This window comes from Gardnerella greenwoodii 00703Dmash (genome assembly GCF_000263635.1).
GTDB classification, from domain to species: domain Bacteria; phylum Actinomycetota; class Actinomycetes; order Actinomycetales; family Bifidobacteriaceae; genus Bifidobacterium; species Bifidobacterium greenwoodii.
Window position 1 is genome coordinate 282307 of the sequence record NZ_ADEV01000004.1, and the last position, 25809, is coordinate 308115.

Consider the following 25809-nt stretch of genomic DNA (forward strand, 5'->3'; position numbering starts at 1 on the left):
CAGTTGCGTATACTGCAAACGAAGCTACTCAAGTTTCTGAGAGCAATAGCAAAAATTATGCAGGCACTCATTTTGCAGACCGTCTTTTTAAAGGCGTGGCTGCAAGCTGTGGCATGCTGATTTTGCTTGTGCTGACTGCAGTTGCAGTATTCCTGCTGTTTCGCGCGTGGCCGCTAATAAGCGGGAATCATGAGCAGGTAAGTCGCGTATTTTCCGACTTTACTGGTGGCAAAGCGAACGATTTTATAAGCTACGTAGCTCCGCTTATTTTTGGAACTGTGCTTATGTCTGCGCTCGCGCTGCTGTTTGCATTTTTCGTGGCACTCGGCATTGCTCTGTTTATTTCGTATTATGCTCCTAAAAAAATTGTTCCGCTTTTAAGCGGAGTTGTTGATTTGCTTGCTGCAATTCCATCCGTAATTTATGGTTTGTGGGGCGGATTGGTGCTTGTTCCAGCAATGTATCCGTTCTGGGATTGGGTTTCTAAAGTTTTTGGGTGGATTCCATTTTTTTGCCGGCCCTGCTGCGAATCCTTCCAGAAGTGCTGCAACAGTTAGCTTAGTTTTAGCTGTTATGATTTTGCCGATTATTACTTCGATGGCTCGAGACATTTTCCAACAGGCTCCTCGCTTGCAGCAGGAAGGTGCGCTGGCTTTGGGCGCCACGAAGTGGGAGATGATTAAGTTAGCTGTTTTGCCGTTTGCAAAGTCTGGTATTGTGTCAGCTTCTATGCTTGGCCTTGGTCGCGCTCTTGGCGAAACAATGGCAGTTTTGATGATTTTGTCTCCTGGATTTACTTTTGGAATCAATATTTTCAAAGCTTCCCAAAATCAAACTATTGCCGCAAATATTGCAGCGCAGTATCCGGAAGCGAACGGACTTGGCGTAAGTGCGCTTATTGCAACCGGCTTAGTTTTGTTCGTTATTTCTTTTGCAGTCAACTTTATTGCTCGCAAAATTACCGGAAAGGCGGGCGCATAAATGGAGAATCAAATTAATAAATCTGCCGAAAATACTTCCGCAGAAAATTCCGCAGCTCCGGTTATTGACTTCAACAAATTCCGTCCAACTAGATCTTCTATAGCCGCGCGTAAACGCAAAGATATGCTTATGCGTGTGCTGATTTTCTTGTCTTTTATAGTGGCAGTTATTCCTTTGGCTTCCTTGCTTTTAACAACAATTATTAACGGCATTAAGCGCTTAAATCTTGACTTTTTAACGCATAACATGACTTACGTTGTGGGCGGAAATGCTACTGGAACTGGCGGTTACGGTGGTATTTTGCACGCAATTATTGGAACTCTTGAAATTACGCTTGGAGCTATGGCTATTTCGATTCCAATTGGCCTAATGTGTGCTGTTTATTTGGTTGAGTATGCTAGCGGAAATAAAATTTCGCGCATAATTAATCTACTTGTTGACGTTATGAGTGGTATTCCGTCTATTGTCGCCGGTCTGTTTGCTTTTTCTATGTTTGCTCTTCTTGCAGGTCCTGGCACAATCAATGGTTTTGAAGGATCTGTAGCTCTTTCTCTTCTTATGATTCCAACGGTTGTTAAATCTTCTCAAGAAATGCTAAAAATTGTGCCGAACGATTTGCGCGAGGCTGCCTTAGCTTTGGGCGTAACCAAGCAGCGCACAATTACGAAAATCGTTTTGCGCACTGCTCTTCCGGGAATTGTGTCTGGCTGTATTCTTGCAGTTGCGCGCGTTATTGGCGAAACTGCGCCACTTCTTATGGCTTCAGGCTTTATTGCTTCCACGAATTTCAACTTATTCGATGGGCAAATGACTACTTTGCCTGTGTACGTTTACCAGGAATATTCCAAACTTTCTGCAAATTGCCCAGCTAATGCTCCGGCTTCTTGCGTTACAACAATTCCAATGGAGCGCGCTTGGGCTGCGGCTTTAACGCTTATTGTGTTGGTGTTGTTGCTAAATATTTTGGGGCGAGTTGTAGCTCGAGTGTTTTCTGTAAAAGCGAAGTAAGGCGAAATAAAGCGAAATAAGGCGAAATAGATTTTAGAAAGCGAGCATAAAATGGGTCAACGAATTGATGTTAAGAACTTAAATATTTACTATGGTGATTTTCTTGCCGTAGAAGACGTAAATATTAATATTGAGCCAAATAAAGTGACGGCTTTTATTGGACCTTCTGGCTGCGGAAAGTCAACAGTTTTGCGCACTTTAGACCGCATGCACGAGATTACGCCGGGAGCGCGCGTAGAAGGCCATGTGCTTCTTGAAGGCCGCGATTTATACGGAAAAGACGTTGACCCTGTGGCAGTTCGCCGAGATGTTGGCATGGTTTTTCAGCGCCCAAATCCTTTCCCAACAATGTCTATTCGAGAAAACGTGCTTGCTGGAGTTCGCCTAAATAATCGCAAGATTTCTAAGCAGGATGCTGACGACTTAGTTGAGTGGGCATTGCGAGGTGCAAACTTGTGGAATGAAGTTAAGGACCGCTTAGATAAGCCTGGAATTGGTCTTTCGGGCGGTCAGCAGCAGCGACTTTGCATCGCTAGAGCTGTGGCTGTGCATCCGCAAGTTTTGCTTATGGATGAGCCTTGCTCGGCGCTGGATCCTATTTCTACGTTGGCTGTAGAAGATTTGATTAACGAGCTTAAAAACGATTACACGATTGTGATTGTGACACATAATATGCAGCAGGCTGCGCGTGTTGCGGATTATACGGCATTCTTTAATTTGAAGGCTGTAGGGCAGCCAGGGCATTTGGAATACTTTGCAGACACGACTACTATGTTCAACAATCCGCGCAATGCCGAAGCCGAGCGTTATATTTCCGGCCGTTTTGGCTGATTTGTTATATACTTTTTTGATTTCAGTGTATTTCCTTGGTCAGCACGTGCGCGTAAGGTCAGAGCTGTTCGGTTGTTCAGAGGTTTCGCAATTTTCATAATTTTATGTGAGATTTTGTGGTGCCTTCGTTCTTCCGGGCGAGTCGCAGTAACCTCTGCGTGAATGCCCAAATGTAATTGCGTACGCGATTGCTCAAGTGCTTTCGCCGCGCTTTCTATGGTCTTTTACGCTGTAAAACCAAGGAACAGAGAGTTTATGGAAAAGTTCTTCCATCTCAAAGAAAACGGCACGAATGTATCAACGGAGATCACTGCAGGTCTCACTACATTCTTCGCAATGTCGTATATTATCGTCGTAAATCCAATGATTTTAAGCCAAACTGGCATGCCTAAAGGTGGCGTTTTCCTCGCTACAATCATCGCAGCAATCATTGGTACCCTTGTTATGGGCTTGTTTGCTAACGTACCTTACGCACAGGCTGCAGGCATGGGTCTTAACGCATTCTTTACTTACACAGTTTGCTTCGGCCTGCATTTTACTTGGCAAGAGGCCATGTGCATGGTGTTCTTGTGCGGTTTAATTAACATTATTATTACCGTTACCAAGATTCGTAAAATGATTATTCGTGCCATCCCGACTTCGCTACAACATGCAATCGGTGGTGGCATTGGTTTATTCGTGGCCTATGTTGGAATGATGAGCGTTGGTTTGATTACTTTTACTTCCAAGGATCCTGCCGCCGCTGCAAAGAGTAAACCAACTGCTGCTATTCCAGGTCTTGCTGTTATGAATAACCCTGTGCTTTGGTTATTCCTTATTGGACTTCTTTTTGCTATTGTTCTTACAGTTCTTAAAGTTCGCGCAAGCTTGCTTATTACAATTATTGCAACTTCTTTAATTGGTATTCCTTTGGGATTGACTTCTTTGAACAATGCAGTGTCTGTTACTGACGCTTTTGCTCAGCTTCCAACTACTTTCGGTGCTATTTTTAGCGATAAGGGTTTTGCATCTTTGTTTGCTGATCCTGCTCGTTTGCCGCTTGTGTTGGTAACTATTTTCGCATTCTCAATGTCGGATACTTTTGACACTCTCGGCACCTTTATTGGTACTGGCCGTCGTACCGGCATTTTCTCCGAGGCAGATGAGAAGGCTCTTGAAAACGGCTCAGGATTTAGCTCCAAGATGGATCGCGCATTGTTTGCTGATTCTATTGCTACTTCTGTTGGCGCAATTTGCGGTACTTCTAACACCACTACTTATGTAGAATCTGCTGCTGGTATTGGTGCCGGTGGTCGCACTGGTTTGACTTCCGTAGTTGTATCTATTTGCTTCGCGCTTTCTATTGTTCTTGCGCCTTTTGCTTCTGCAGTTCCTGCTGCAGCAACTGCAGGCGTGCTTGTTGTTGTTGGTTGCATGATGGCAAGCTCCTTGAAGGAAATTGCTTGGGACGATATTTCCGAAGCAATTCCTGCATTCTTTGCTGCCGTATTTATGGCGTTCTCTTACTCTATTTCTTACGGCATCGCTGCAGGCTTCATCATGTACTGCTTAGTTATGACTTGCAAGAAGCGTGCTAAGGAAGTTCATCCAATGCTTTGGATTGTTTCCTTGCTGTTCTTGCTTGATTTCGTTGCTAATGCAGTGCTGTAAAATGTGCATTTAATGTAAGGGTGCATTTTGCAAGTAGTGAACTTGTGAAACATAAAATATAAAAGTAAAAATTAAAAAATTCGAGGGTATGTAAATTACATGCCCTCTTTTTTATTTCTATAGTATTTCTCTTGACATTGTCCTAACGGCGTATTAGACTTACCCAACGTAAACCACAGACCGTTGGTGGAATCACAAGATTCCTGAAATTGATGCGTCAGGCCAGCACAGGTTGAGCAAGATTTACAACTAGCATGTTGTAAGTTTTATTTAGCACTTAGTGTGCTTCGTATGTTGCTCTGCCGGTGTGCAGAGCTTTTTTATTGCTCTGTTTCTTGAGTTTGATGCTTTTCTTTCGAACTGACGGCCGATTTAGGAAGGAACGCCATGAAGAGGCCCGAAAAGGAAGCGGTAGTTGCCGATCTTACGGAACTTTTCCGTAATGCAGACGCTGTCTACCTTACCGAGTACCGCGGGCTTACCGTTCCGCAGATTTCTTCTCTGCGTGAAAAGCTAGGCCGCGATACTTCCTACTCTGTGGCGAAGAACACGCTTGCTCGTATTGCTGCTAAGGAAGCGGGCATTGAAGGTCTTGACGAGCTTCTCGCCGGCCCAACTGCAATCACCTTCGTTAAGGGTGATTTCATTGAGGCTGCTAAGACCTTGCGTGATTTTGCCAAAGAGAATAAGACTCTCGTCATCAAGGGCGGTTTCGCAGATGGAACTGTTTACGATGCCGAAGGTGCAAAGCAGCTTGCAGACTTGAAGTCTCGCCCACAGTTGCTTTCCGAAATGGCCGGCGCGCTCAAGGGCACCATGTCCAAGGCCGCCTACCTGTTCAACGCATTGCCAACCAAGACGGTGCGTACTATCGACGCTTTGCGCGAGAAGCAGGAAAAGGCCGCTTGATTCCCTTGCAGCTTGCTGCATGAGACCAACCAATAATAAAAATGTTATGGTCGTAAGGCACACCGTGTGCCTGGCCAAGTAAGAAAGGAAGCCAATTATGGCTAAGCTCACTAGTGAAGAGCTTCTTGAAGCTTTTGGTGAAATGACCCTCGTTGAGCTCTCTGAGTTCGTCAAGGCCTTTGAAGAGAAGTTCGACGTCGAGGCTGCTGCCCCTGTCGCCGCTGTTGCCGCTGCTCCAGCTGCTGCTGGCGCTGCTGAGGAAGAGAAGGACGAGTTCGACGTCATTCTCACCGCTGCTGGCGACAAGAAGATTGCAGTCATTAAGGCTGTTCGCGCTTTGACCAACCTCGGCTTGGCTGAAGCTAAGGCTCTCGTTGACGGCGCTCCAAAGCCAGTTCTCGAGAAGGCTAAGAAGGAAGATGCTGAGAAGGCTAAGGCTGCCCTCGAAGAGGCCGGCGCTTCCGTGGAACTTAAGTAGTTCTAGCTTTTTATTGCTTTGCGTGTAGCGCAGTTTTAGGCGTGTGCGCATAGTGAATAAGGCGGTAGGATTTATTCCTGCCGCCTTTTTTGTTGCGCGTTTGCTGGCAGAGAAAATGGGTTATAGGCCAAAAGTGTGTAAAGCTAGTCTGATGAATATTCTGTGGAATAAGCCACAAGTCTCAACACTGTTAAAAACTCAGTCAACAAACTGAGAAAGTAACACTGATAGCCCAAATACCGTTACTAACTCAGCTAACAAACTGAGAAAGTAACACTGATAGCCCAAATATCGTTACTAACTCAGCTAACAAACTGAGAAAGTAACACTGATAGCCCAAATACCGTTACTAACTCAGCTAACAAACTGAGAAAACAACGGTTATGTGTTACTGGTGCAGTATGTAGACTGCGTTAGTAACGAATAATTGCGATTTATCGTTACTTGCGCAGTAGACAATCTGCGTTAGTAACGAATAGGTTATGAGAGAGGTTGCGGCGTGTGTGGTCTCCGCGCGTGTCGCGCTGTGAGTGGCGGTTTTTCAAGGGTTTGGGGGCGGTGTGGGGGAGCGGCGGCGAGTTTCCTGAGAGTTTTCTGAGAAAAATCTTTGAAAATCTTGAAATAGTATTTTTTACGATTAAACAGTGTAGTTTGTTGTATTTTTTATGGTTTTACGAGCTTTTACTGGAATATTTTTGTAATTTTGATGATATTTTCTGTGTTGGCTGCTTGTTTCTGCTCTTGACTTTTTCGAACGGGGGGGGGGTATGTTAATAACAGCTTTCAGCTAGATGCTCTATCTGAAAGTTATCCACAAGAGATTGATTTTGTGGGTTTATGTTTTTTTCACTGCGTTTTAAGCGTGGTGGAGAAGAAGAAAGGAAAATATTATGTTTAACAAGAAGGCTATCGCCGCACTCGCTGCTGGCGCCACCCTCGTTTCCGGCTTGGCTTTTGCTGCTCCAGCAATGGCTGATGCTAAGTTACCTGCTGATGCTATTGCAAATGCTAAGAAGCAGGAACAGGCTGATAAAGATGAGTTGGCTAAAAAGGTTGAAGAGAACAAAGCTAAGGAAAATAAGGCAGTTTTAGATAATCTCGATAAGTCCAAGGCTTTTGACAACTTCCTTAACGGTTCCGAAAAGGGAGACATTGTAAATGGTTCTTTGAGCACCTTGAATGGTCGTGGTGCTGCAGAGGTTTCAGCAGCTAGGTCCAAGGCTAATGAAGCTACTGCTGCTTTGAATGCTTTGAAGGCTAAGTGGGCTGATATGTTGGCTCAGGCTGATTATCTTGACGCTGAAGGTGAACATGAAGCTGCTGCTGCTTTGCGTAAGTCTTACTACACTAATGTTCCATTCTTAGATAGTATTTCTGCTGCTACTAAGACTGAGAAGGAAGCCAAGGATGAGCTTGCTAAAGCTGAGAAGGCTTACAAGGAAAGTAAGGAACGCTTTGCTAAGTTCTTGAACAATCTTGGTGGCAAGAAGGCCGATGTTAAGAAGTCTGATAAGAAGTCTGATAAGAAGGCTGATGCTAAGAAGGCTGCTCCATTGGCTAAGACCGGTGCTGCTGTAGCTTTGGCTGCTGTTGCTGCTTCCGTGCTTGCTGGCATGGGTGTTGCTCTTCGCAAGGTCCGTCACTAAGCTTTTAGCACATTAAGTGTGTTGATTGTTTAATGATTTGTTTGTGAGCGCACTGTATGTGAGTATGGTGCGCTCACTTGTTAAATCTTTCACTCAACGTGCCGCAAGGGCTTTATGTTTTTGCAGCGGGTTTGCTTTCGGGCTTTTGCATGATTCTACTGTTTTGCCAAATCTCTTTCTTCACGGTAGTGTTGTGCGCTGGTTTTCGATGGCGTGACTGTTGAGTGTTTGGCTGGCTTGTTTGTTAGGGAAACGAGTCGGTTTTGTTAAAGGGCTTGGGTTTGGTGCTACTAGGGGCATCAGATTCCAGGCCCTTTCTTTTTATGCGTCTGTTTGCTGCGGTGTGAGTGCTGCTTGTTGGTGCGATGCGACAGAAACGACTAAGCGTTGAGTAGTTTATGTCGCCACTGCTTTGTCTACGCTGCGAAACGGATTAAAAATCAAAAGTTTAGGTCATTGATAACCTAAACTTCTAAAAATCAAAAGTTTAGGTCACGAATAACCTAAACTTGTAAAAAATCAAAGTTTAGGTCACGAATAACCTAAACTTGTAAAAAATCAAAGTTTAAGACATAGTATTTATAAGTTAAGTAAGATTCAGAATAATTACGAGAAGCTGGTTATTACTTTGAGCAAGGCTTTGGACGATGATTACGACGGCATTCGCGTTGAAAACATTGTTGATTATGGGAAAATAAGTAAAGATTTAGCTATAATTTGGCACTTATCTGTGTAATAATCTACGCCGAAACGAGTGGCTGTATCTTTCCTATGCTGGATTCGTCAAATCGCAGAATGTCGTAGTCGAGTTGGAGATTGAGCCAAAAATTGGGAGTTGTTCTAAAAGCTTTAGATAGCTTGTATGCCATTGCTACGCTGATTGCGCGTTTGCCGTTTAAGATTTCTCCGATTGCTGTTTGGGATACACCGATAGTGTGAGAAAGTTTGTATGAGCTGATTTTAAGCGGTTCCATAAATTCTTCGCGCAAAATTTCGCCAGGAGTGCTCAAGTAGTTATCTGTGGTAGTCGTCGAAGTAGACATCGTAAGCTTCTTTCGTATTGTTGTTCCATTTGAAAATTAGTCTGTATTGTTTATTTACTCTTATGCTCCAGTATCCAAGTAGATTGCCTTTGAGTGGCTCAAGATGATTTCCTGGCGGTGCTTTAAGATCTTGTAAATCGTATGCAGCTTCTAGTATTTGCAGCTTTCTTTTTAGGATTTTTTCTAATCCAGTGGGATAACCTTTTGGGTATGGACCGCCGTATAGGTAATCATTAAGTTCCTTTTCTCTGGTTTCCATAGAACTATAGTAATGCATTGCGTTACTAATGTAAAGCGTGAGTATTATTTGTGTTAGAGCTATCAAGTGTTTATTATGCTGTTTTTAGTTGATTTTTGATTAATGTCGTTTATTTTTGGCTACGGGGGGGGGTGCTTTTATATGATTGTTGATGAACTTCTGGCTTTACTTTTATCAATCTGTCAGTTGTTTCAACGTGTAATATTTGCGCTTTTGCGGAAGATTTCGGCCAAAACGACTCAGCGTCGAGTAGTTTATGTCGCCTACGCAAGAAAATCCGACCAAAACGTCACGCGCGTGAGTAGTTTAGGTCGGCTACGTAAATATGTAACATTTTTATGCGAAAAATCAATAAAAAGTAGCGCAATATACACAAAGCATGACACAATAGAAGGTAGTGTATGTTTTCTGAAGGGAGCAGATCACGTGAGTGAGCGACAAGTCGTGCAGCGCTGGATGATTACAGTAGGCGGTGTTGAGCAGGCGCGCATTGGAGCAGGCCAGTCGGTTGAGATTGGTAGAAAGCCTATACGCCCATTGCGTGAAGATGGATTTAAGCGCATTGACATAGTAGATAATAAGCGTTCTATGTCTAAGCGCCATGCGCTACTCATTGTTGATCCTAAAGGCGTGGCAACAATACGCGATTTACATTCAACAAACGGAACTTACTTAGTTGGCTCAAACGGTGATTTGTTGCGACTTGACCCAGATGTTGATTTCCAGCTTCCAGACAGTTTAATGCGAATGCAGTTTGGCGATGTTCCTGTTGATTTTGTGCGCGTAGAAGATGAAGTTCAGGAAGAAGAGCATAGTAATGTGCGCGACTTATTCTCTTATGCCACTGATGATGAAAAGCATGAAGAGCCTGCCGCGTCTGGCTTGTCGGTAGATCAGATTCTTGATTTGCGCGCGGGCGAGCCGACTGGAATTTTCCACGCACAGTCGGTGTCGGAGCCTGGATTGTCTTGGCAAAAAGGCCAATCTATTAAGGATGCGCTTGAGGGTACTGCGTCGGCTGATTCTGCGTCTGCTGATTCTGAGCAGATTGATTCAGCGTCGGTTGATTCAGATCCAATCAATGCTGCACCAATTAATCACGATGTAACAGTTCCTGTTGTTTTGGAGCAGCAGGAAGCGCCTGTTGAGCCGCGTAATTTGTTTGCGGACGCTCGAGCGGAAAGTGAAAATGCTCAAGCAGAGAGCGAAAATGCTCAAGTTGCGCAATCTCAGGCAGAACCGCTTCAAGCAGAACCTCTTAATGTAGAGCCTCTTCAGGCAGAGCAATCTCAAGCAGAATCCGCTCAAGCTGAGTCCTATGAAACAGAATCAGATAAAGTTGAATCAGCTGAAACCGAATCACCTGAAACCGAATCGGCTGAAACAGAACCAGCTGAAATCAAGCCTTCCAACACCGCATCAAATCCATTAGAGGGTAATCGATATTACTTAACTCACGAAGACTCTAATAAAGCGTACGAAAATTACACAAATATAGGTCCGCTTGATTCGCGCTTCACGGCCACAAGTATTGATATTAGCGATATTAGCGATATTAGTGGTATTGATTCCGACGCATCTTATACTCCTGCTTTTGAACCAGGATCCGTATTTGAAAAAGTATCGAAAGGTGAGTTCGACGCTCAGCAAAATATTGTAGAGGCTGGCGGATTCACTTCTAAAGAAGCAGAAGAAAGCACAGATTTTTCAAAGCAATTTGAAATGGCTCAACATTCCGAATTGCTGCCATACTTAGCTTCAAATCCTGGATTGTACGACGACTTATACGCTTGGCTTGCAGCACAAGGCAATGCGGATGTAGATGCAGCACTTGCGCGTAACAGCGGTTATAGTGCATACCGTAAAGCTATTGAACAGTAAGTGAGTAGGTGGGAAAATGAGTGAGGCAAACAGCGAGCAGAATGGCGAGCAAAACGTTGAGAACAGCGTTGAGCAAAATGTTGATCAAAACGTTGAGAACAGCGTTGATCAAAACAATTCACAAGTAAGTGCTCGAAGCAGCGCAATCAAAAATATTGTTGCCTGGAAGCAGCAGTATCAGTCTCAGCTATCTCCTTCTCCGCTAGAAGATATTACGCAACTTGCAGCGCAATTAGAGCTTACTCACGCACATCCTTCTGGAATAGCGCAACTTTTTGCAAGTGGAAAAGTAACGTTAAAAGCTTTATTCCGTGATGCTGGAATGTTGCGTGCTGCTGGGCGTAGATTGGATCGCGTTTTTGAAGACCGCGACGCAAAAGCGCACGAAAGCGGCGTATCTGAGCTTTCTTTGGTTGTTGGAGTTGCATCGTGGAATGGCAATCATGTTCCAGTTCTCACATACCCGGTGCATGTAGTTCGAGATACTAATCAAGACGAAACTGCAGCAACTATTTACTTCTCCGGTAGCGTTGGGCTAAACCATGCTCTTGTTCAGCGTTTGAGTGCTCGCGGAGTTGAGCTTCGTGAGGATGTGCTGTTCGACGGTTCTCAATACGAAAGCGGTACTCCAGAAACTTCTGTTGTTTTTGACGCTATTTGCAAGAAAGCGCGCACTTCTTTCCCAGATTTCGACATTGAGCGAGATATTGTACTTGGATGCTTTACGGATGCAGGGTCTCGTTTTGTGGCGGAAAGTGAGCAAATTCTTAACGCTTTACGCTCCGGCAATGTTGGAAATACGCTTATTGACGCTATGGCAGGAGATGAGCGTTCAATACAAGCGATTAACGCTGATAATAAGCCGGAATATAGTCCTTTTGATGCAGATCCACATGGTGAGTGCGAAGTTGGAGATGTTGACAACACTGTTCGCTATGCTGCATATCTTGTTTCTTCCGGAAACTCGTTATTCGTTAATATTGATTCCGGTTCGGATTCGGCCGCTATTGCTGCCGCAATCGCTTCGCGTTCAGTTCTTGCAGGGCGCTCGGTTTTGTATGTGCCAAATGTGATTGAGCAGCAGCGTAGGTTCCGCTATACGCTTAATACGCATGAAATTTCTTCACTAGCATTAGATGTTGCAGATGGGCACATTGCCAAGCATGTTGATTCGCAGCTTATTTCTGCAGTTGGAGCGCGTCAAAGCGTTGCAACATCGCGTTTTGAGCAGGTTGCCGACGAATTAGTTGGTGTGCGCTCGCGTCTTACTCGCTATTTAGGTGACCTTCACGGAGTTAATGAAACTTGGGGAGTGTCGGCGTATCAAACAATACAAAATCTTGCTGCAATTGCTATGCTCCCAACGCATCCTTCTACGCACGTGCGTTTAGACGTTGCTGCAGCTCATGCAATTACTGGTCAAATCGATACTTGGTTGCAAAAATTCCATCAAGCGGACGAGCTTGGTGAATTTAATATTAATCCTGAAGATACTCCGTGGTTTGGCGCTTCTATTTACGACGAAAACGAAGCCGTATCGGTGTATCAGCGAATAGTAGACGTGCTTCTTAAGCTACTTCCTGCTACTCGCGAGCAGGTTAAAAGCACTGTTCAAAGCTGCGGATTCCCTGTTCCAACAACTGCGCGCGAATGGAGCAGACAAGTTACAGTTTTGAAGAATTTGCGACGCGTGCTCGACGTGTTCCAACCTGAAATTTTTGAGCGCGATTTGGACGCAATGATTGAAGCTAGTAAACCGAAAGCTGTTAGAAAAGCTGAAGGTACGATTATGGGCTTCTGGGAGCGTCGCCGTCACGTGCGAGAGGCTCGTAGTTTACTTAGAGTTGGAGCTAAGGTTGACGACTTGCATGAAGCTTTGAAGATTGTTGCTCAGCAGGCTGCTCAGTGGCGTACTTTTGTGCCTCACGGTGGATGGCCTGTTTTGCCGCCAAAATTAGACGAATTGGTAAATACTCAAGAAGTATTATCTAGGAATCTGGTGGCTCTTGACGCAGTATTGTCTACAACTCGTCAAGGTGCGGATCTTGAAAATATTGAGTTTGCGCAACTTGAGGCACGTTTGCAGGATTTGCATGACGATCGCGCATCTCTTGATACTCTTCCAGGTCGCTGCAAGTTGGAAAGTGAATTTAGCAAGGCTGGTTTGCTTGATTTAGTAAGCGATTTGCGTCATCGTCATGTTACAGGAGATGCTCTTGATGGCGAGTTGCAGCTTGCTTGGTGGACTACCGTTTTTGAAGATATTGTCAATTCTTCTGCGATTATTTCGCATCAAGATGGTTCTGCTATGCAGGATGCTTCGGATCGTTTTGTGCAAGTAGATACTGAGCATGTGCGTTCTATTGGACCGATGGTTCAGCAAGAAGCTATGAGGCATTTATGCGAATTGCTGTTCTCGCATACTCAGGAAGCAAATCAACTGCACACTATGCTTGCAAGCAACCGTTCCGGAATAACATTTAACAAGCTTTTGCGCAATTATGCTGAGATTTTGCTTGCTGCAAAGCCAATTTTAGTGGCTATGCCATCAACGCTTACTATGATGACTCCGCTTGGCCCTATTGCAGACACTGTAATTATTGATTCTGCAGAGCATATATCAAATATTGAGTTATTCTCTATTTTGGCTCGCGCTTCGCAAGTAGTTGTTCTTGCGCATAAGCAGACTGTAAGCTCCGAAAGCTTGCGTAAGCTTATTTCTATTCTGCCGTCTGTTACGGTTGTTTCTCGCGCTACAAGGCGTTCTTTGCGCTTGGCTCGCTTCTTGGAAGAGCACGGTTACGGAAAGTTGCGTCACGATGTTCCTGTTGAACGTTTGCAAGGCAAGGTGCGTTTGCATCAGGTTGATGCTACTGGCGTTCCAGTGCTGTCTTCCGGACTGATTGAAAGCAGCCAGCGCGAAATTGACGAAGTGGTGGATCTTATTCGTCAACGCGCGAAGACTTTCACGGTTGTTCCTTCAAGCTACATGCTTGTGGTTGTGACTTTAACAAACGTATTCCGCAGTCGTTTGGGTGCAGAATTGAAGTCTTTGTCTATTAAAGATGAAAATATGGCTCGATTCTTGCGTCATGTGCGTTTAATGAGTGTTCATGAAGCTTCCGGAGCTATTGCTACGGATGTTATTCTGTCTCTGTGCTACGCAAAAACTTCTCACGGACGTTTGCTTCAGCAATTTGGTTTGCTGGAAGAAGAAGACGGCAAGGGTATGCTTTTGGATGCGCTTGCTTTGGCTCGTAGGCATCTTGATATTGTTAGCGCATTTACTTCCAAAGATATGGATGATGAGCGTTTGCATCAGGATGGTCCAAAGCTGCTTAAGACTTTGTTGCAGTGGGCTGAGCAGTTAAGTGATAAGCCTTTGCGTCCGGAAGATGCTCATGATGTTGAAGCGCAGGTTGCGGCTTTATCTGCTCAAAATAATGTGCTATTTACTGATTTAGCTGAGCGTATTCGTTCGCGCGGATTAAATGTAGCAGTTAATTATGGTTTCGATAACGGCGTTCGTATTCCGCTTGTTGTTGGTCTTGCAGATAAGCCATTTGCTTTGGCTGTGCTTACTGATGATGCGCAATTTATGAGTATTCAGTCCACTCGTGAACGTCATCGTATGATGATTCAAGATTTGGAAGCTCTTGGATGGTCTGTTATGACTGTTTGGAGCGTTGGTGCATTCGTTAATCCAGAAAAAGAAGTTGACCGCGTTGTTTCAAGGCTCGGTGAATTGTATGGTGACAACGAATGAGCGATTATGATCCTAATCGACGCTCTCCGCGCAAATCTGTAAGAGTAGTGCGTGAAGGCTCTGAGCTTTTTGATGCCGATGGCGTAAAACTAGAGCCTTCTGATGAACTTACGAAAGAGCAGCGTGCTTTGGACGACGATAATCGCATTTTAAGCGAGCTTCCGCCGCATTGGGCTGTGTTTTCTGAGCGCGGACGAAACTAGTCGCTCTCGCTAGTTTGCCAATAAACTTATGAGTTTGCCTCGGCTGTCACGGCGTATAATAGGATATTTGAAGGAACAGTAAGTTTTTGTCTTACATTTGTGAAACTTCGGAGGAACTTTTGCCTACTTATCATTACCGTTGTAAAGAATGCGGATACGATTTTTCTGAACATCAATCATTTTCGGATGAACCTATTACTATTTGCCCTCAGTGCGGCAAAAACACTGTGCGCAAAGTGTATTCTGCTCCTCCAATCAATTTTAAAGGCAAAGGCTTTTACAGAACTGATAAGTAAATAAAAGCACTTTATTTGCGTTTTGCTTACGCTTTATTTGCGCGTTGATAGGTTTTATCCACAACGCGCAATTTTTATTGCGTGACTCTTTTGCTTACGTAAAAATGCATGTTATGAGTACACGTTTTTCTTTATTCTCGGGATTTCAGCGCTCCGACCGTTCTAGCGCATTGGTTAAAAGACGCCAACATGATTTTGTGCGGAAAATTATTGTTATTTTATGTGCGGCAATCATGTCTTTGCTAGTGGTGTCTACAATTATTGATTCCCAAGCTACGCAAGTAATACCAGTAGCTGCTCGTAATATTCATCAAGGATCTAAGATCAGCGAAACGGATGTTAATTACATTCGAGTTCCGCAGCATTCTGTGTTTCGTTATGCGCTTGCTGGGCGAATAAACTCGCGCAATCCGCTTATTGCAACTTGCGAAATCAAAACTGGTATGCCAATTTTGCAAAATGCTGTAAGTCATGTGCCGGATATTCCTGAAGGTTTTACTTCGATTGCTGTGCATTTATCTAGCGCAGATCACACGATAATACCCGGAGAAGAGGTAGATCTTGCTTTTAGTAAGCCTGTTCAAGAAGAGGGTGAAAAGTCGGACGATTCTACAAAAAATGGTGAGAATGCTCAGGAAGCCGGCAGCTCTGCAAGTAAAAGTAGTAAAAATAGCGAAAGTAGTAAAAGTAGCGACGAAGAATCTGAAGAAACTGAAGAAACTGATATTACGCAGATCGATAGAAGATATGTAGATGTTGTTAATCACGTTATTGTAATGCGAATAGCTAAAAGTCAACAATCTTCTCAAGATCAGCAGAATACTACGACTCTTGCTATGCCTGCTGCAGACGCTTTACGCTTGTTGCAAGCTCAGTCTGTGAACCCTTCACTTGCGATTGTTGCTATGAAGCACGTTAATAACCGTTAGCTATAACACAGCATGTTGTGTGAAGAAAGATTGCATATTCCCACATTTTGGCGACACGCCGACGTGTTTATATTGCTACACATCCTTAGACGTCTTTATATTAATAGATATGGGTTATGAATCGGTTAGCGCACTAATTGTGTTAATCATCCTCGTAGCCTTATGGTTCGGGTGGTTGCCTAAACGCACGGTTAATGGCATGAAGACCATGCTTGAGCATCGCGAGGATAGGTTTTCACCAACACTACATCTTGTAGGTGAGTGGAGTGCTGCACGCATTTGTGACGGCACAGGTATGTTGGCAAAAGGGGCTTGTATGCAACCGACTCAACGAAAACGAACATTAACTCCTGAACGTATTGCGCGTATTCGTGCTGCAAGACGAGCCGCTATTCGTCGCCGTTGCGTATTGGTTGGCGCTCTTGCTGTTTTAACAGTTCTTGTGTTTATAGTTGGGTGCTCTGGAGTGTTTTCGCCAGCTTTCGTGCTTATTCCAGGAGCTATGCTGGTTGCAGTGCTTTATTTCGGTTCTCGTGCCGCTAAGCATGCTCGCGAATGGGAAGCGCGCGTAGCTAAGATACGCTCTGGCTCTTTGGAATCTGTAGATTTGGCGAATGATTCTTTGCGCAACAAGTCTTTGAATAGTGAATCTTTGAAGAAACAATCCTTTAAGGAACAATCTTTGAAGAGTGAACCTTCAGAATCGTCTGAGCAACATTCTTCTCGAGACGATACCGCAACTTCCGTTATGGAAAAGGGCGAAATTAAAGTTGCGTTAATGCGTGCTCAAGAGGAGCGTAATGCGGCTCTTCTTGCAAGAAGTGAAGCAACTGAAAATGCTGAAAACGCTGCTGAAAACGCTGCTGAAGATATTGCCGCTATCGAAAATAATCAAGATTTGATTTCATTCTCTCTTGGAAGCGACACAAAGTCTGATTTAAGCAATTCTTCTGTTGTGGCAAAATCTCCGGAAAGCTTGGAAATCAAGTCAACTAAGCAGGTTGCTAAAGCAATACCTGTGGTTAAGCCTGCTAAATCTAAAGCTGCTAAAAGCGCTAAGACTTCTAAATCTAAGAATGCTAAAAATTCGCTAAAGTCAACTTCTTTGCAATTCCACGCAGAAGAGCAGAAAAGTCAAGTAGAGGCTCCGGAAAGTTCTGCAGACTCACTGGGAGTTGCAAATCTGCGCGAAGTTTTAGCTCGTCGCAATGCCTAATTTAAGAATTTTCTAAAAATTTTCTTAAAAGATTAGCACTCGAGTTGTTAGAGTGCTAATTTCGCGGTACTATGAAACACAGAACGTAAGTGCGATTGCAAACGTGATCGTCAGCCTCGTATGTAAAACGCTTGCGTACAAAGTTAGTATCTCTCTTAAGAAAGAGGTGGCGACAGTGTCGATTAAGCTCACACCGTTGGAAGATAAGATTATTGTAAAGCAGGCTCAGGCAGAAACTCAGACTGCTTCTGGCTTGTATATTCCAGATAATGCAAAGGAAAAGCCACAGCAGGGCGAAGTTCTTGCGGTTGGTCCTGGTCGTCGTGACGATAAGGGCGAGCGTATTCCTATGGACGTTAAGGTTGGAGACAAGGTTTTGTACTCCAAGTACGGTGGCACTGAAGTGCATTACGATGGCGAGGATTACTTAATCGTGTCTTCTCGCGACGTGCTTGCTATTCTTGGCTAGTCTTTAGCCGGTTGAAACAATAAAACTTACGCTGGAAATGACGCAAATGTCATTCCCAGCGTTTTTTTTATTGCTGCACGTAATGTGATGCGCTATTGCACAGTTAAGTCGTGCGTGGAGTATTATGGAGAAGTATGACATACAAACACCGTAACATTGTAGATACGATTCCTAGCTACAAGCAGGGGAAGCCAGCTCCTAAATTGGACGGCATTCGTGCGTATAAGATTTCCAGCAATGAGAACCCTTATGAGCCTTTGGAAAGCGTAAAAGAAGCTATTTCAACTCGCGCACTTAATGTAATCAACCGTTACCCAAATATGCGCGGCACGCAAGTTGTTGAAGAGCTCGCTAAGCGCTTTGGAGTGACACCAGACGAAGTAGTGCTTGGTTGCGGTTCTACTGAAGTTATTACGCAGCTTGTTGACTTTGTTGCAGGCCCTGGTGATGAAGTTGTGTACCCTTGGCGAAGCTTTGAAGCGTATCCGATTATTGTGACTGGCGCTGGAGCTAAAAGCGTGCAAGTTCCAAATCGTGCCGATGGTTCTCACGACGTAGATGGAATTATTAACGCAATTAACGAGCGTACGCGCTTAGTTATTTTGAACAATCCTAATAACCCAACTTCTGCATCTCTTAGTGAAGCTGACGCGCGCAAAGTTTTGGACGCTGTTCCAAGCGACGTTCTTGTGCTTATTGACGAAGCTTATGTGCAGTTCAATACTGCAAAAGGCACGGCAGATGGCATGAAGTTGTATCGCGAGTATCCAAATGTGGTTGTGGCACAAACCTTCTCGAAGGCGTATGGCTTAGCTGGTTTGCGTATTGGTTACGGTATTGCTCCTGCAGAGGTTGTAGAGGGCATGCGAAAGGTTGCTGTTCCGTTTGGAGTTTCTCAAATAGCACAGGTTGCAGCTTTGGCATCTTTGGAAGATTTAGCAGTTAAGGAGATGAATGAGCGCGTTGCAGCTCTTGTTTCTGAGCGTGAGCGCATTATTTTGGCTTTGCGCAATCAAGGCTGGAATATTGAGGATGCTTATGCAAACTTCTTCTGGATGCCGTTTGGTGCGGATACTGAGCGTGTAACTGAGCGCTTTGTGGCAGTCGGTTTATCTGTTCGTGCTTTTGCTGGCGAAGGTATTCGTATTAGCATTGGTGAGCGCGAGGCGAATGATCGCGTTCTAACCGTTTGCGAAGATTTAAAAAAAGATGGTTTTTCGCTAAATAACTAGCTTTTTAGCATAAAATTTTGTTTTCGGCGTGTCTTAGACTTGCATTAGTCTCGCACTCGTGGCAAAATAACAAAGTTGCCGTTTGAAGTTCACTTCTTACGGAGACTGCTGGCGGGTTTCCCAAGTGGTCAAAGGGAGCTGACTGTAAATCAGCCGCTTCGTGCTTCAGTGGTTCGAATCCACTACCCGCCACGCCTCGATAGCTCAGTGGTAGAGCACTTCCTTGGTAAGGAAGAGGTCGTGAGTCCGATTCTCACTCGAGGCTCTCTGGCGGGGTAGCTCAGCTGGCTAGAGCGTACGACTCATAATCGTAAGGTCAAGAGTTCGAGTCTCTTCCTCGCTACAACGGCCAGTAGGAGACTGGCTGGCCAACAATGAATTGTAGAGGTGAACGAAATGGCAAGCAAGAGCGCCGACATCCGTCCGGGCATCACAATGGCATGCACGGAGTGCAAGGAGCGTAACTACATCACGACGAAGAATCGTCGTAACACGCCTGATCGTCTTGAGTTGAACAAGTTCTGCCCACGCTGCGGCAAGCACACGCTTCATCGCGAGACTCGCTGAAAATATTCAGCTTGCTGCGTTAATATAGCGTCTTTTTTAGACCTATTTAGATTACGCAGATTTTATACTTATTACCCCGCTTTTTGCGGGGTTTTTGTTATTTAGTGTTGTTAAGATTAAAACTATGACTATGCAAGCATCATCTACTACGTCTACCGCAAATCCAACTTTCGCAGATCTTACAACAATTGGTGTTGGTGGCAAAATTACTCGCTTCGTAGAGCCAAAAACGCGCGTTGCTGTTATTGAAGCTGTTGAAGATGCAGATGAGGCTAATCTTCCGCTGTGTGTAATCGGCGGCGGATCTAATATGCTGGTTTCAGATCTTAACTTTAATGGTGTGGTTGTGCGCGATGCTCGTCGCACTATTAACGTTCTCGATGAAGCAGCACCAGCAGAAGATGGCGTTGATGCCAAAACTGGAGCGAATATTGTACATGTGAATGCAGAGGCGGGCTGCAATTGGGATGATTTTGTAACTCACGCTATTGAGCTCGGTTTAGAGGGCGTGGAAGGTCTTTCTGGAATACCTGGCACTGTTGGCGCTTGTGTGGTTCAAAATATTGGCGCGTATGGCCAGGAAGTTTCTCAAAGCGTTACTTCTGTAGAAGTTTGGGATCGTAAAAATAAAGTAACGCTTGAATTGTCAAAAGATCAGTTGCATTTTGGGTATCGTACTTCTGCTCTTAAACAAAGCATGTACGCTTCTGCAGGAGTTCCAGGCGATTCGTATTTTCCTACTCCTCGTTACGTTGTGCTTTCTGTTACTTTTTGTTTGAAGCATAGTGATACAGGCGTTGTTGCTCATTCGCAATTGGCTCGCGCTTTGAAAGTTGAAGTAGGCGAGCGTATGAAAACTTCGGCAATTCGTCGTGAGGTTTTGCGTGTTAGAGCTTCTAAAGGCATGCTTGAAGATGCTTTGAGATACAAAAATCAGTGGATGTGCGGCACAAAAAGCGCTCAAGGCGTTGATTTTGCTTTGAAATTGCAAAATGAGGATTATGTTACTGGCGAATTTTTGCAAGGGGATGATCCTTATAGCGACCGACATAGCTGTGGAAGTTTCTTTATGAATCCAGTAATGACAAAAGCTGAGGCTGATTTATTGCCTGAGGATGCTCCTCGTTTTGATGCGCTTCTTCCGGACGGCTCTAAAGGTGTAAAAACTTCTGCAGCTTGGCTTATTGATCATGCCGGTTTTCATAAAGGATTTAGGCTTAGTGAAAACGGAGAAGTCTCTGCAGCAGGGCTTTCTTCTTTGCATACTTTAGCGTTGACGAATCGCAATAATGCTTCTTCTAGCGACGTGCTTTCTTTAGCTAAAACTGTTATTGAAGGTGTGCGTAATAAGTTTGGCGTGACGCTTGTACCAGAACCTGTGCTTATAGGTCTTTCTGTAAACTAAAAATTTTACACTTATACAGGTGCTTACACAGAAATATATAAAGTTATTTCGTAAAATTTCGTAAATAATAAAGGAACACACTGTAAAACTACCGTATAAGCAATGTTTTGTGTAATATTTACCTACATTATCCGTATAAAAGTTTTGTTTAATACCATTTATTGTGATTTGGCAGAATTTTATATAGATTAAGTCGCAACAGTTTCGCGCAATTCGTTGATGCGTTGCTAATTGCGTCTAATACCTTTATACCTATACATCGACGAAAGTGCGTTTATTATGCAAATATGGAGAAAAAAGTCTGTTGAACAGACTATCGCAGAGACGATGGATGGTGATCGCCATCTTAAACGTACATTAAATGCGTGGGATCTGGCAGTTATGGGTGTTGCCGTTGCCGTTGGCGCCGGTATTTTCTCTGTCGGTGCTCAGGCTGCAGCATTTCACGCTGGTCCTGCTGTAATTATTAGCTTTATTATTGCAGGTGTTGTGTGCGGTTCTGCTGCAATGTGCTACGCAGAATTTGCTTCTATGATCCCAGTTGCTGGATCTGCTTATACATTCACATATACTACGGTAGGCGAGCTTGTTGCTTGGATTATTGGCTGGGATATGATCCTGGAAATGCTGATGGCAGGCTCAGTAATTGCAAAGTATTGGGGTGTGTATCTTAACGATTTAATGAAGCTTTTCGGCTTGAATATGACCACCAGCTTTAAGCTAGGTGGTTTCTCTATTGACGTAGCTCCAATTATAATCGTTGCATTCTTTACAACTATGCTTGTTCTTGGAACTAAGCTTTCTGCACGTTTCGACGGCGCTTTAACGATTTTGAAGATTGGTATTGTTCTGTTCGTGGTAGTTGTGGGCTTCTTCTACATTAAGGCTTCAAACTTTACGCCATTCGTTCCACCTGCAACTGACGTTGCCAACGTAAAAGGAATAGAAGTTTCTGGTGTTATGAGCCAGCCTTTGTGGCAGTGGGTAACCGGCATGCAGCCAGCCGTTTATGGCGTTCCTGGCATTCTTTCCGGTGCAGCACTCGTGTTCTTCGCATTCATCGGTTTTGACGTTGTGGCAACCACGGCAGAAGAAACTAAGGATCCACATAAGAACATTCCACGAGGCATTGGCCTTGGTTTGTTAATTGTGACCACCCTTTACATCCTCGTTGCAGTCGTAACAACCGGTATGGTTTCCTACAAGGATTTGGCAAATCAGCCATCTCCTTCGCTTTCCACAAGCTTCGAACTCGTGGGTGCAACTTGGGCTGCAAAGATTATTTCCCTCGGTATTGTTATTGGCTTAACAACCGTTGTTATGGTGCTTTTGCTTGGTCTTACGCGAATTATCTTCGCTGTTAGCCGCGATGGCTTGCTTCCACGTAGCTTCTCCAAGGTAAGTAAGCGTGGTATTCCTGCAAGGCTTCAGATTGTTTCCGGTATTGTTGTGGCAGTTGTTGCTTCCACTCTCGATATTGGCATTCTTTCCGACATGGTTAATATTGGTACGCTTTCTGCATTCCTGCTTGTTTCTGCAGGCGTTCCGATTATGCGTATGCGTAGGCCTGATTTGCACCGTTCGTTCAGCGTTCCGGGCAATCCGTGGCTTCCGCTGTTCGCAGCTCTTTCCACATTCTGGCTCATGCTTAACTTGTCTGTATTGACTTGGATTCGTTTTGCAGTGTGGCTGGCAATCGGTTTTGCTGTGTACTTCGGCTACTCTTACCGCAACTCTCTGCTTGGAAGGCAGTTGCGTAAAGCCAAGAAGCTCGGCGTGCCGGTTGAAACCTTGTTTGCTCAAGATGCTGCAGCTGCAGAAAAGGTAGCTGAAGGAGAAACTGAAGAGCAGGCTCGCGCAGAAGCTGAAGCTGAGGTAGCTGCTGCACCTCAGTCCGCATCTGAATAGTTTGCAACTTAACAGTCTGCATCTTAGTAAAATAATCAAAAATTAATAGATTATTTAAGTAGCAAGAAGTCGGCATACGGTTAGATTCGCATGCCGACTTTTTGTTATAGACTTTTCAAAAATGTTCTATAATAGAAAAGTTGCATAAAAACAGAAAGGAGGGCATTATGCCATATGTAATTGCAGAGCCTTGCGTAGATGTAAAAGATAAAGCATGTGTAGACGAATGTCCTGTGGACTGTATTTATGAGGGCGATCGCACGCTTTATATTAACCCGAACGAGTGTGTTGATTGCGGAGCTTGCGAGCCAGCTTGCCCAGTAGAGGCTATTTTTTACGAGGATGATTTGCCAGAAGGCTGGGAATGGTATCGAGATGCTGCAGTTGATTATTTCGACAAGCTTGGCGATTTAGGCGGAGCTACAGATGCTGGAGCTTCCGGATGGGATGAAGAGCGCGTTGCGGCACTGCCTTCGCGTGCGGATAAAGCAGGTAATTAGCTATTTGCCAAATTATTGTTTAATGTGGCGCGAGTTTACAATCCAATGTGAGCTGCATCGTCGCCGTATTTTTTGCGAACAGCATCCAAAGCGTGCTCCGCGTGACGCAATCTAGTATTTTTATTCATTGCAGAAATGCTGTTTTGTGCAGGATTTTTAGATTCGCGCGTATTTTCTTCCAGAATATCGTTTAATGAAGGCTGCAGAGAAACTTTATTTGCTGGCACAAGATTATTAGCTGTAATACCAGCTAAGCGAACCGGACTTAAAAGCTTCGTGTTGTTGCCGCCAAGAATGTAATTATGAACAGTTGGATTAGCTTTAGAAAGCAAGTCAATAGCGTGCTTGTAAAACTCGTGCGTTGAATCAGTGGCATTTTGCAAAGTAGAAGATCTAGTAACATAATGCAAGTCGCTAAATCGTAGTTTTAGCGTTATAGTTCGCGCCATAAGCTTACGATTTCGCAAATGCTGAGTTACTTCGCTGCAGCATTGTTGCAGTAATTGTTGAACAGTTTGCTCACTAGTTGTGTCTGAATCTAAAGTTCGCTCGGTGCCAATAGATTTTTCTGGCGCTCTAGGTATTACAGTTCGCTCGTCAATGCCCCTAACAGACTGATATATCATTCTTGCCATGCTTTGCGAGCCTGTTATGCGAGCAAGAGTTTTTTCATCAACATTTTTAAGTGATGTAACAGTAGATAATCCCCAGTCTTCAAGCTTATGTATTAAAGAAGGACCGATTCCTGGTATTGCGCGCAAAGGCATTATTGACACAAAATCTTCATTACATTTTTGCGGAATAAGAAGCATTCCATTAGGTTTTGCGTTAGTTGAAGCCATTTTTGCAATAAGTTTATTGCTGGCAATGCCAACAGAGCACGTAATATGATATTTTTCAAATACTTCTTTTCGTATCCAAGCTCCAATATTTACAGGCGACTTCCACTGTAATAAAGCCGATTTAACGTTCATGTAGCATTCGTCAACAGAAACTTTTTCGACTTGATTAGTCACACGCAAAAAAATTTCTTCAAAAATACTTTTAGAAACGCTTGAATAGTAGGGTATGTCAACTGGCAAGAAAACTCCCTGCGGGCAAAGAGTTCTAGCCTTAACAACAGGAATTGCGGAATTAACGCCATAAGCGCGAGCTTCGTAGCTTGCTGCAGAAACAACAGCACGATTTCCTGTGCCAATAATAAGAGGCTTTCCTTTAAGATCCGGGTGTCTTGCAACTTCTAAAGAAGCATAAAACGCATCCATATCAACATGAAGTATGTTACAGCCGGAGGTATCGTGACCCCAATCTCGTTTTGCTGCCTGAACTCTCGGTGCTGTACTCATAAATTTATAATAGAACAAACGTTCGATTTTATAGAAAAGAGTAATGTTTTTTGCAAAAAAGCGAATGTCGCCTATATATTCATGTAGGGTTGTTGCTATGAAGCAATTTGTCGTAAATGTATTACACCGCATGCCAGTGTTGTTAATCATAGTTATTGAAGCTGCAATGGTGTATACGGCTACGTCTGTTGCAAAAGTTGCGTTTAGTCAGTTAGACCCACTTTATGCTGTGTGGTATCGCGTTGGTTTTATGACTTTGATGCTACTGGCTTGGCGAAGACCATTTTCGCGCGCAAAACGTAGCTTGTTGCCAAAAACTTTGCGTGAATGGGCTATTGTTATTGCGGTTGGAATTTCTTTAGTTGCTATGAATACCATGTTTTATGTGGCAATTAGCTGCATGCCGGTGGGTGTGGCTGTAACTATAGAATTTATTGGCCCGTTGCTTGTTGCTGTTATTACTGGTCATGAATGGCGTGAAAGAGTGGGTATGGTAATTGCTGTTTGCGGAATTGCTTTACTCGCAAGCGCTTCCATACATAGTGCAGTAAGTCCGCATTTTCTAATCGGTTTATGCGCTATTCTTGTTGGCGGCTTAATGTGGGGATTGTATATTGTTTCCGGACGAAAAATTGCAAAAGCTTCGCATGCTATTGACCGCGTAAGCGTTGCTGCTCTTATTGGCTGGCTTTTGCAATCTACAGTTCTTGCTGTTCCTGCAGTTAAGAATGTTATTTGGCCTAAAGCAGAAGCTACGTGGGCTTCCAGGCCTGGAGGATCCGTTGCTTTGCTTGCGTTGATGCTTGTGATTGCAGTTTGTGCTTCGTTCTTCCCGACTTTGCTGGATCAGGTTTTACTTAAGCGCGTTAGCTCTGCAAAATATTCTGTTATGCAAGCACTGTATCCTGCAATTGCTGTGGTTATTGGAATGGGATTTGGCGAGATTCCAACTCTAAGCGATGTTGCTGGTATAGCTTTGGTTATGTGTGCTGTGGTAGTTACGTTCTCTGGCGACCATAATCCTGTTTAGTGCTTTGATTGATTTTTAAGTGTGTCGTCGGGCTTGTTTACAGTCCGTAAGAGGTGCTATAGTGTCAATCTGTTGCTAATTGTACGCAACAAATAATTGGAGTCATGCCTGAGTGGCCGATAGGGGCACCCTGCTAAGGTGTTAGTCGCGTAAGCGGCTCGAGAGTTCGAATCTCTCTGACTCCGCGGATTACTCCGGACTGCTTTTTGCGGTTCGGAGTTTTTTGTTTTTTAAAAATCTCCACGAGAAAAAATTG

At 44.1% G+C, this 25809-nt stretch carries 22 protein-coding genes, 4 tRNA genes and 1 pseudogene; 24 read left to right on the top strand and 3 right to left on the bottom strand.

Features of this window, described 5'->3' with window-relative positions; all coding sequences use genetic code 11:
* The first annotated feature begins 95 nt into the window (after positions 1-95).
* From pstC to NG78_RS04155, 7 genes and pseudogenes are all read left to right on the top strand, one after another.
* Positions 96-981, top strand: a pseudogene (gene pstC, locus NG78_RS0105825) (phosphate ABC transporter permease subunit PstC).
* Positions 982-1989, top strand: a complete 1008-nt coding sequence (gene pstA, locus NG78_RS04180; RefSeq protein ID WP_004134230.1) for a phosphate ABC transporter permease PstA — start codon at positions 982-984, stop codon at positions 1987-1989. It abuts the pseudogene before it with no gap.
* Between the two features lie 51 nt (positions 1990-2040).
* Positions 2041-2820: a phosphate ABC transporter ATP-binding protein PstB gene (gene pstB, locus NG78_RS04175; RefSeq protein ID WP_004134234.1), complete on the top strand. Its 780-nt coding sequence runs from the start codon at positions 2041-2043 to the stop codon at positions 2818-2820.
* Between the two features lie 255 nt (positions 2821-3075).
* A complete protein-coding gene (locus NG78_RS04170; protein ID WP_004134235.1) occupies positions 3076-4470 on the top strand; it encodes an NCS2 family permease in 1395 nt (464 codons plus the stop codon).
* Between the two features lie 387 nt (positions 4471-4857).
* Positions 4858-5379 carry a 50S ribosomal protein L10 gene (gene rplJ, locus NG78_RS04165; RefSeq protein WP_004129547.1) on the top strand — a complete coding sequence of 174 codons (522 nt, stop codon included), beginning with the start codon at positions 4858-4860 and terminating at the stop codon, positions 5377-5379.
* A 97-nt stretch (positions 5380-5476) separates the two neighbouring features.
* Complete coding sequence (gene rplL / locus NG78_RS04160) at positions 5477-5857, top strand: 50S ribosomal protein L7/L12 (protein ID WP_004134236.1); 381 nt, start codon at positions 5477-5479, stop codon at positions 5855-5857.
* Between the two features lie 890 nt (positions 5858-6747).
* Positions 6748-7503, top strand: a complete 756-nt coding sequence (locus tag NG78_RS04155) for a hypothetical protein (protein ID WP_004134238.1) — start codon at positions 6748-6750, stop codon at positions 7501-7503.
* A gap of 740 nt (positions 7504-8243) precedes the next feature.
* Here NG78_RS04155 and NG78_RS04150 read toward each other — a convergent pair.
* Together NG78_RS04150 and NG78_RS04145 are read right to left on the bottom strand one after the other, a co-directional pair.
* On the bottom strand, positions 8244-8546 hold the full coding sequence (locus NG78_RS04150) for a HigA family addiction module antitoxin (RefSeq protein ID WP_004134240.1): 303 nt from the start codon (positions 8544-8546) through the stop codon (positions 8244-8246).
* Positions 8518-8805 carry a type II toxin-antitoxin system RelE/ParE family toxin gene (locus tag NG78_RS04145; protein ID WP_004134242.1) on the bottom strand — a complete coding sequence of 96 codons (288 nt, stop codon included), beginning with the start codon at positions 8803-8805 and terminating at the stop codon, positions 8518-8520. Before NG78_RS04145 ends, NG78_RS04150 begins: the two co-directional genes overlap by 29 nt.
* Before the next feature lie 426 nt (positions 8806-9231).
* Here NG78_RS04145 and NG78_RS04140 point away from each other — a divergent pair, with 426 nt between their 5' ends.
* The 15 genes from NG78_RS04140 (at position 9232) to fdxA (ending at position 23177) form a co-directional block, all read left to right on the top strand.
* Complete coding sequence (locus tag NG78_RS04140) at positions 9232-10686, top strand: FHA domain-containing protein (protein ID WP_004134244.1); 1455 nt, start codon at positions 9232-9234, stop codon at positions 10684-10686.
* A gap of 16 nt (positions 10687-10702) precedes the next feature.
* On the top strand, positions 10703-14452 hold the full coding sequence (locus NG78_RS04135) for a hypothetical protein (protein WP_004134246.1): 3750 nt from the start codon (positions 10703-10705) through the stop codon (positions 14450-14452).
* Entirely contained in the window at positions 14449-14655 is a 207-nt protein-coding gene (locus tag NG78_RS04130) for a hypothetical protein (protein ID WP_004127727.1), read from the top strand. The genes NG78_RS04135 and NG78_RS04130 overlap by 4 nt, the downstream gene beginning before the upstream one ends.
* 119 nt (positions 14656-14774) lie before the next feature.
* Entirely contained in the window at positions 14775-14951 is a 177-nt protein-coding gene (locus NG78_RS04125; protein WP_029600038.1) for an FmdB family zinc ribbon protein, read from the top strand.
* A 197-nt stretch (positions 14952-15148) separates the two neighbouring features.
* Positions 15149-15880 (top strand): hypothetical protein, encoded by a 732-nt coding sequence (locus tag NG78_RS04120; protein WP_080577888.1) that lies wholly within the window; start codon positions 15149-15151, stop codon positions 15878-15880.
* 316 nt (positions 15881-16196) lie between these two features.
* The gene (locus NG78_RS04115) at positions 16197-17096 is read left to right on the top strand and encodes a hypothetical protein (protein ID WP_004134252.1); all 900 of its coding nucleotides are present in this window, start codon (positions 16197-16199) and stop codon (positions 17094-17096) included.
* A gap of 175 nt (positions 17097-17271) precedes the next feature.
* Complete coding sequence (gene groES / locus NG78_RS04110; protein WP_004127748.1) at positions 17272-17565, top strand: co-chaperone GroES; 294 nt, start codon at positions 17272-17274, stop codon at positions 17563-17565.
* 134 nt (positions 17566-17699) lie between these two features.
* Positions 17700-18797: a histidinol-phosphate transaminase gene (hisC, locus tag NG78_RS04105; protein ID WP_004134254.1), complete on the top strand. Its 1098-nt coding sequence runs from the start codon at positions 17700-17702 to the stop codon at positions 18795-18797.
* 110 nt (positions 18798-18907) lie between these two features.
* Positions 18908-18989: transfer RNA gene (locus NG78_RS04100), tRNA-Tyr, on the top strand.
* A 1-nt stretch (position 18990) separates the two neighbouring features.
* Positions 18991-19062 (top strand) — tRNA-Thr (locus tag NG78_RS04095).
* A gap of 4 nt (positions 19063-19066) precedes the next feature.
* A tRNA-Met gene (locus tag NG78_RS04090) sits at positions 19067-19140 on the top strand.
* Between the two features lie 53 nt (positions 19141-19193).
* Positions 19194-19364, top strand: a complete 171-nt coding sequence (gene rpmG / locus NG78_RS04085; protein ID WP_004105548.1) for a 50S ribosomal protein L33 — start codon at positions 19194-19196, stop codon at positions 19362-19364.
* A 124-nt stretch (positions 19365-19488) separates the two neighbouring features.
* Complete coding sequence (locus NG78_RS04080) at positions 19489-20769, top strand: FAD-binding protein (protein WP_004134256.1); 1281 nt, start codon at positions 19489-19491, stop codon at positions 20767-20769.
* Positions 20770-21048: 279 nt separating this feature from the next.
* Positions 21049-22677, top strand: a complete 1629-nt coding sequence (locus tag NG78_RS04075; RefSeq protein ID WP_004134258.1) for an APC family permease — start codon at positions 21049-21051, stop codon at positions 22675-22677.
* Positions 22678-22844: 167 nt separating this feature from the next.
* Complete coding sequence (gene fdxA, locus NG78_RS04070) at positions 22845-23177, top strand: ferredoxin (RefSeq protein ID WP_004134259.1); 333 nt, start codon at positions 22845-22847, stop codon at positions 23175-23177.
* A gap of 35 nt (positions 23178-23212) precedes the next feature.
* On the opposite strand, the gene dinB is transcribed toward fdxA, so the two are convergent.
* Complete coding sequence (gene dinB, locus NG78_RS04065) at positions 23213-24523, bottom strand: DNA polymerase IV (RefSeq protein WP_032837668.1); 1311 nt, start codon at positions 24521-24523, stop codon at positions 23213-23215.
* A gap of 97 nt (positions 24524-24620) precedes the next feature.
* Here dinB and NG78_RS04060 point away from each other — a divergent pair, with 97 nt between their 5' ends.
* Together NG78_RS04060 and NG78_RS04055 are read left to right on the top strand one after the other, a co-directional pair.
* Positions 24621-25553 (top strand): EamA family transporter, encoded by a 933-nt coding sequence (locus NG78_RS04060; RefSeq protein ID WP_032837670.1) that lies wholly within the window; start codon positions 24621-24623, stop codon positions 25551-25553.
* Between the two features lie 98 nt (positions 25554-25651).
* Positions 25652-25738, top strand: a tRNA-Ser gene (locus tag NG78_RS04055).
* Positions 25739-25809: the final 71 nt, after the last annotated feature.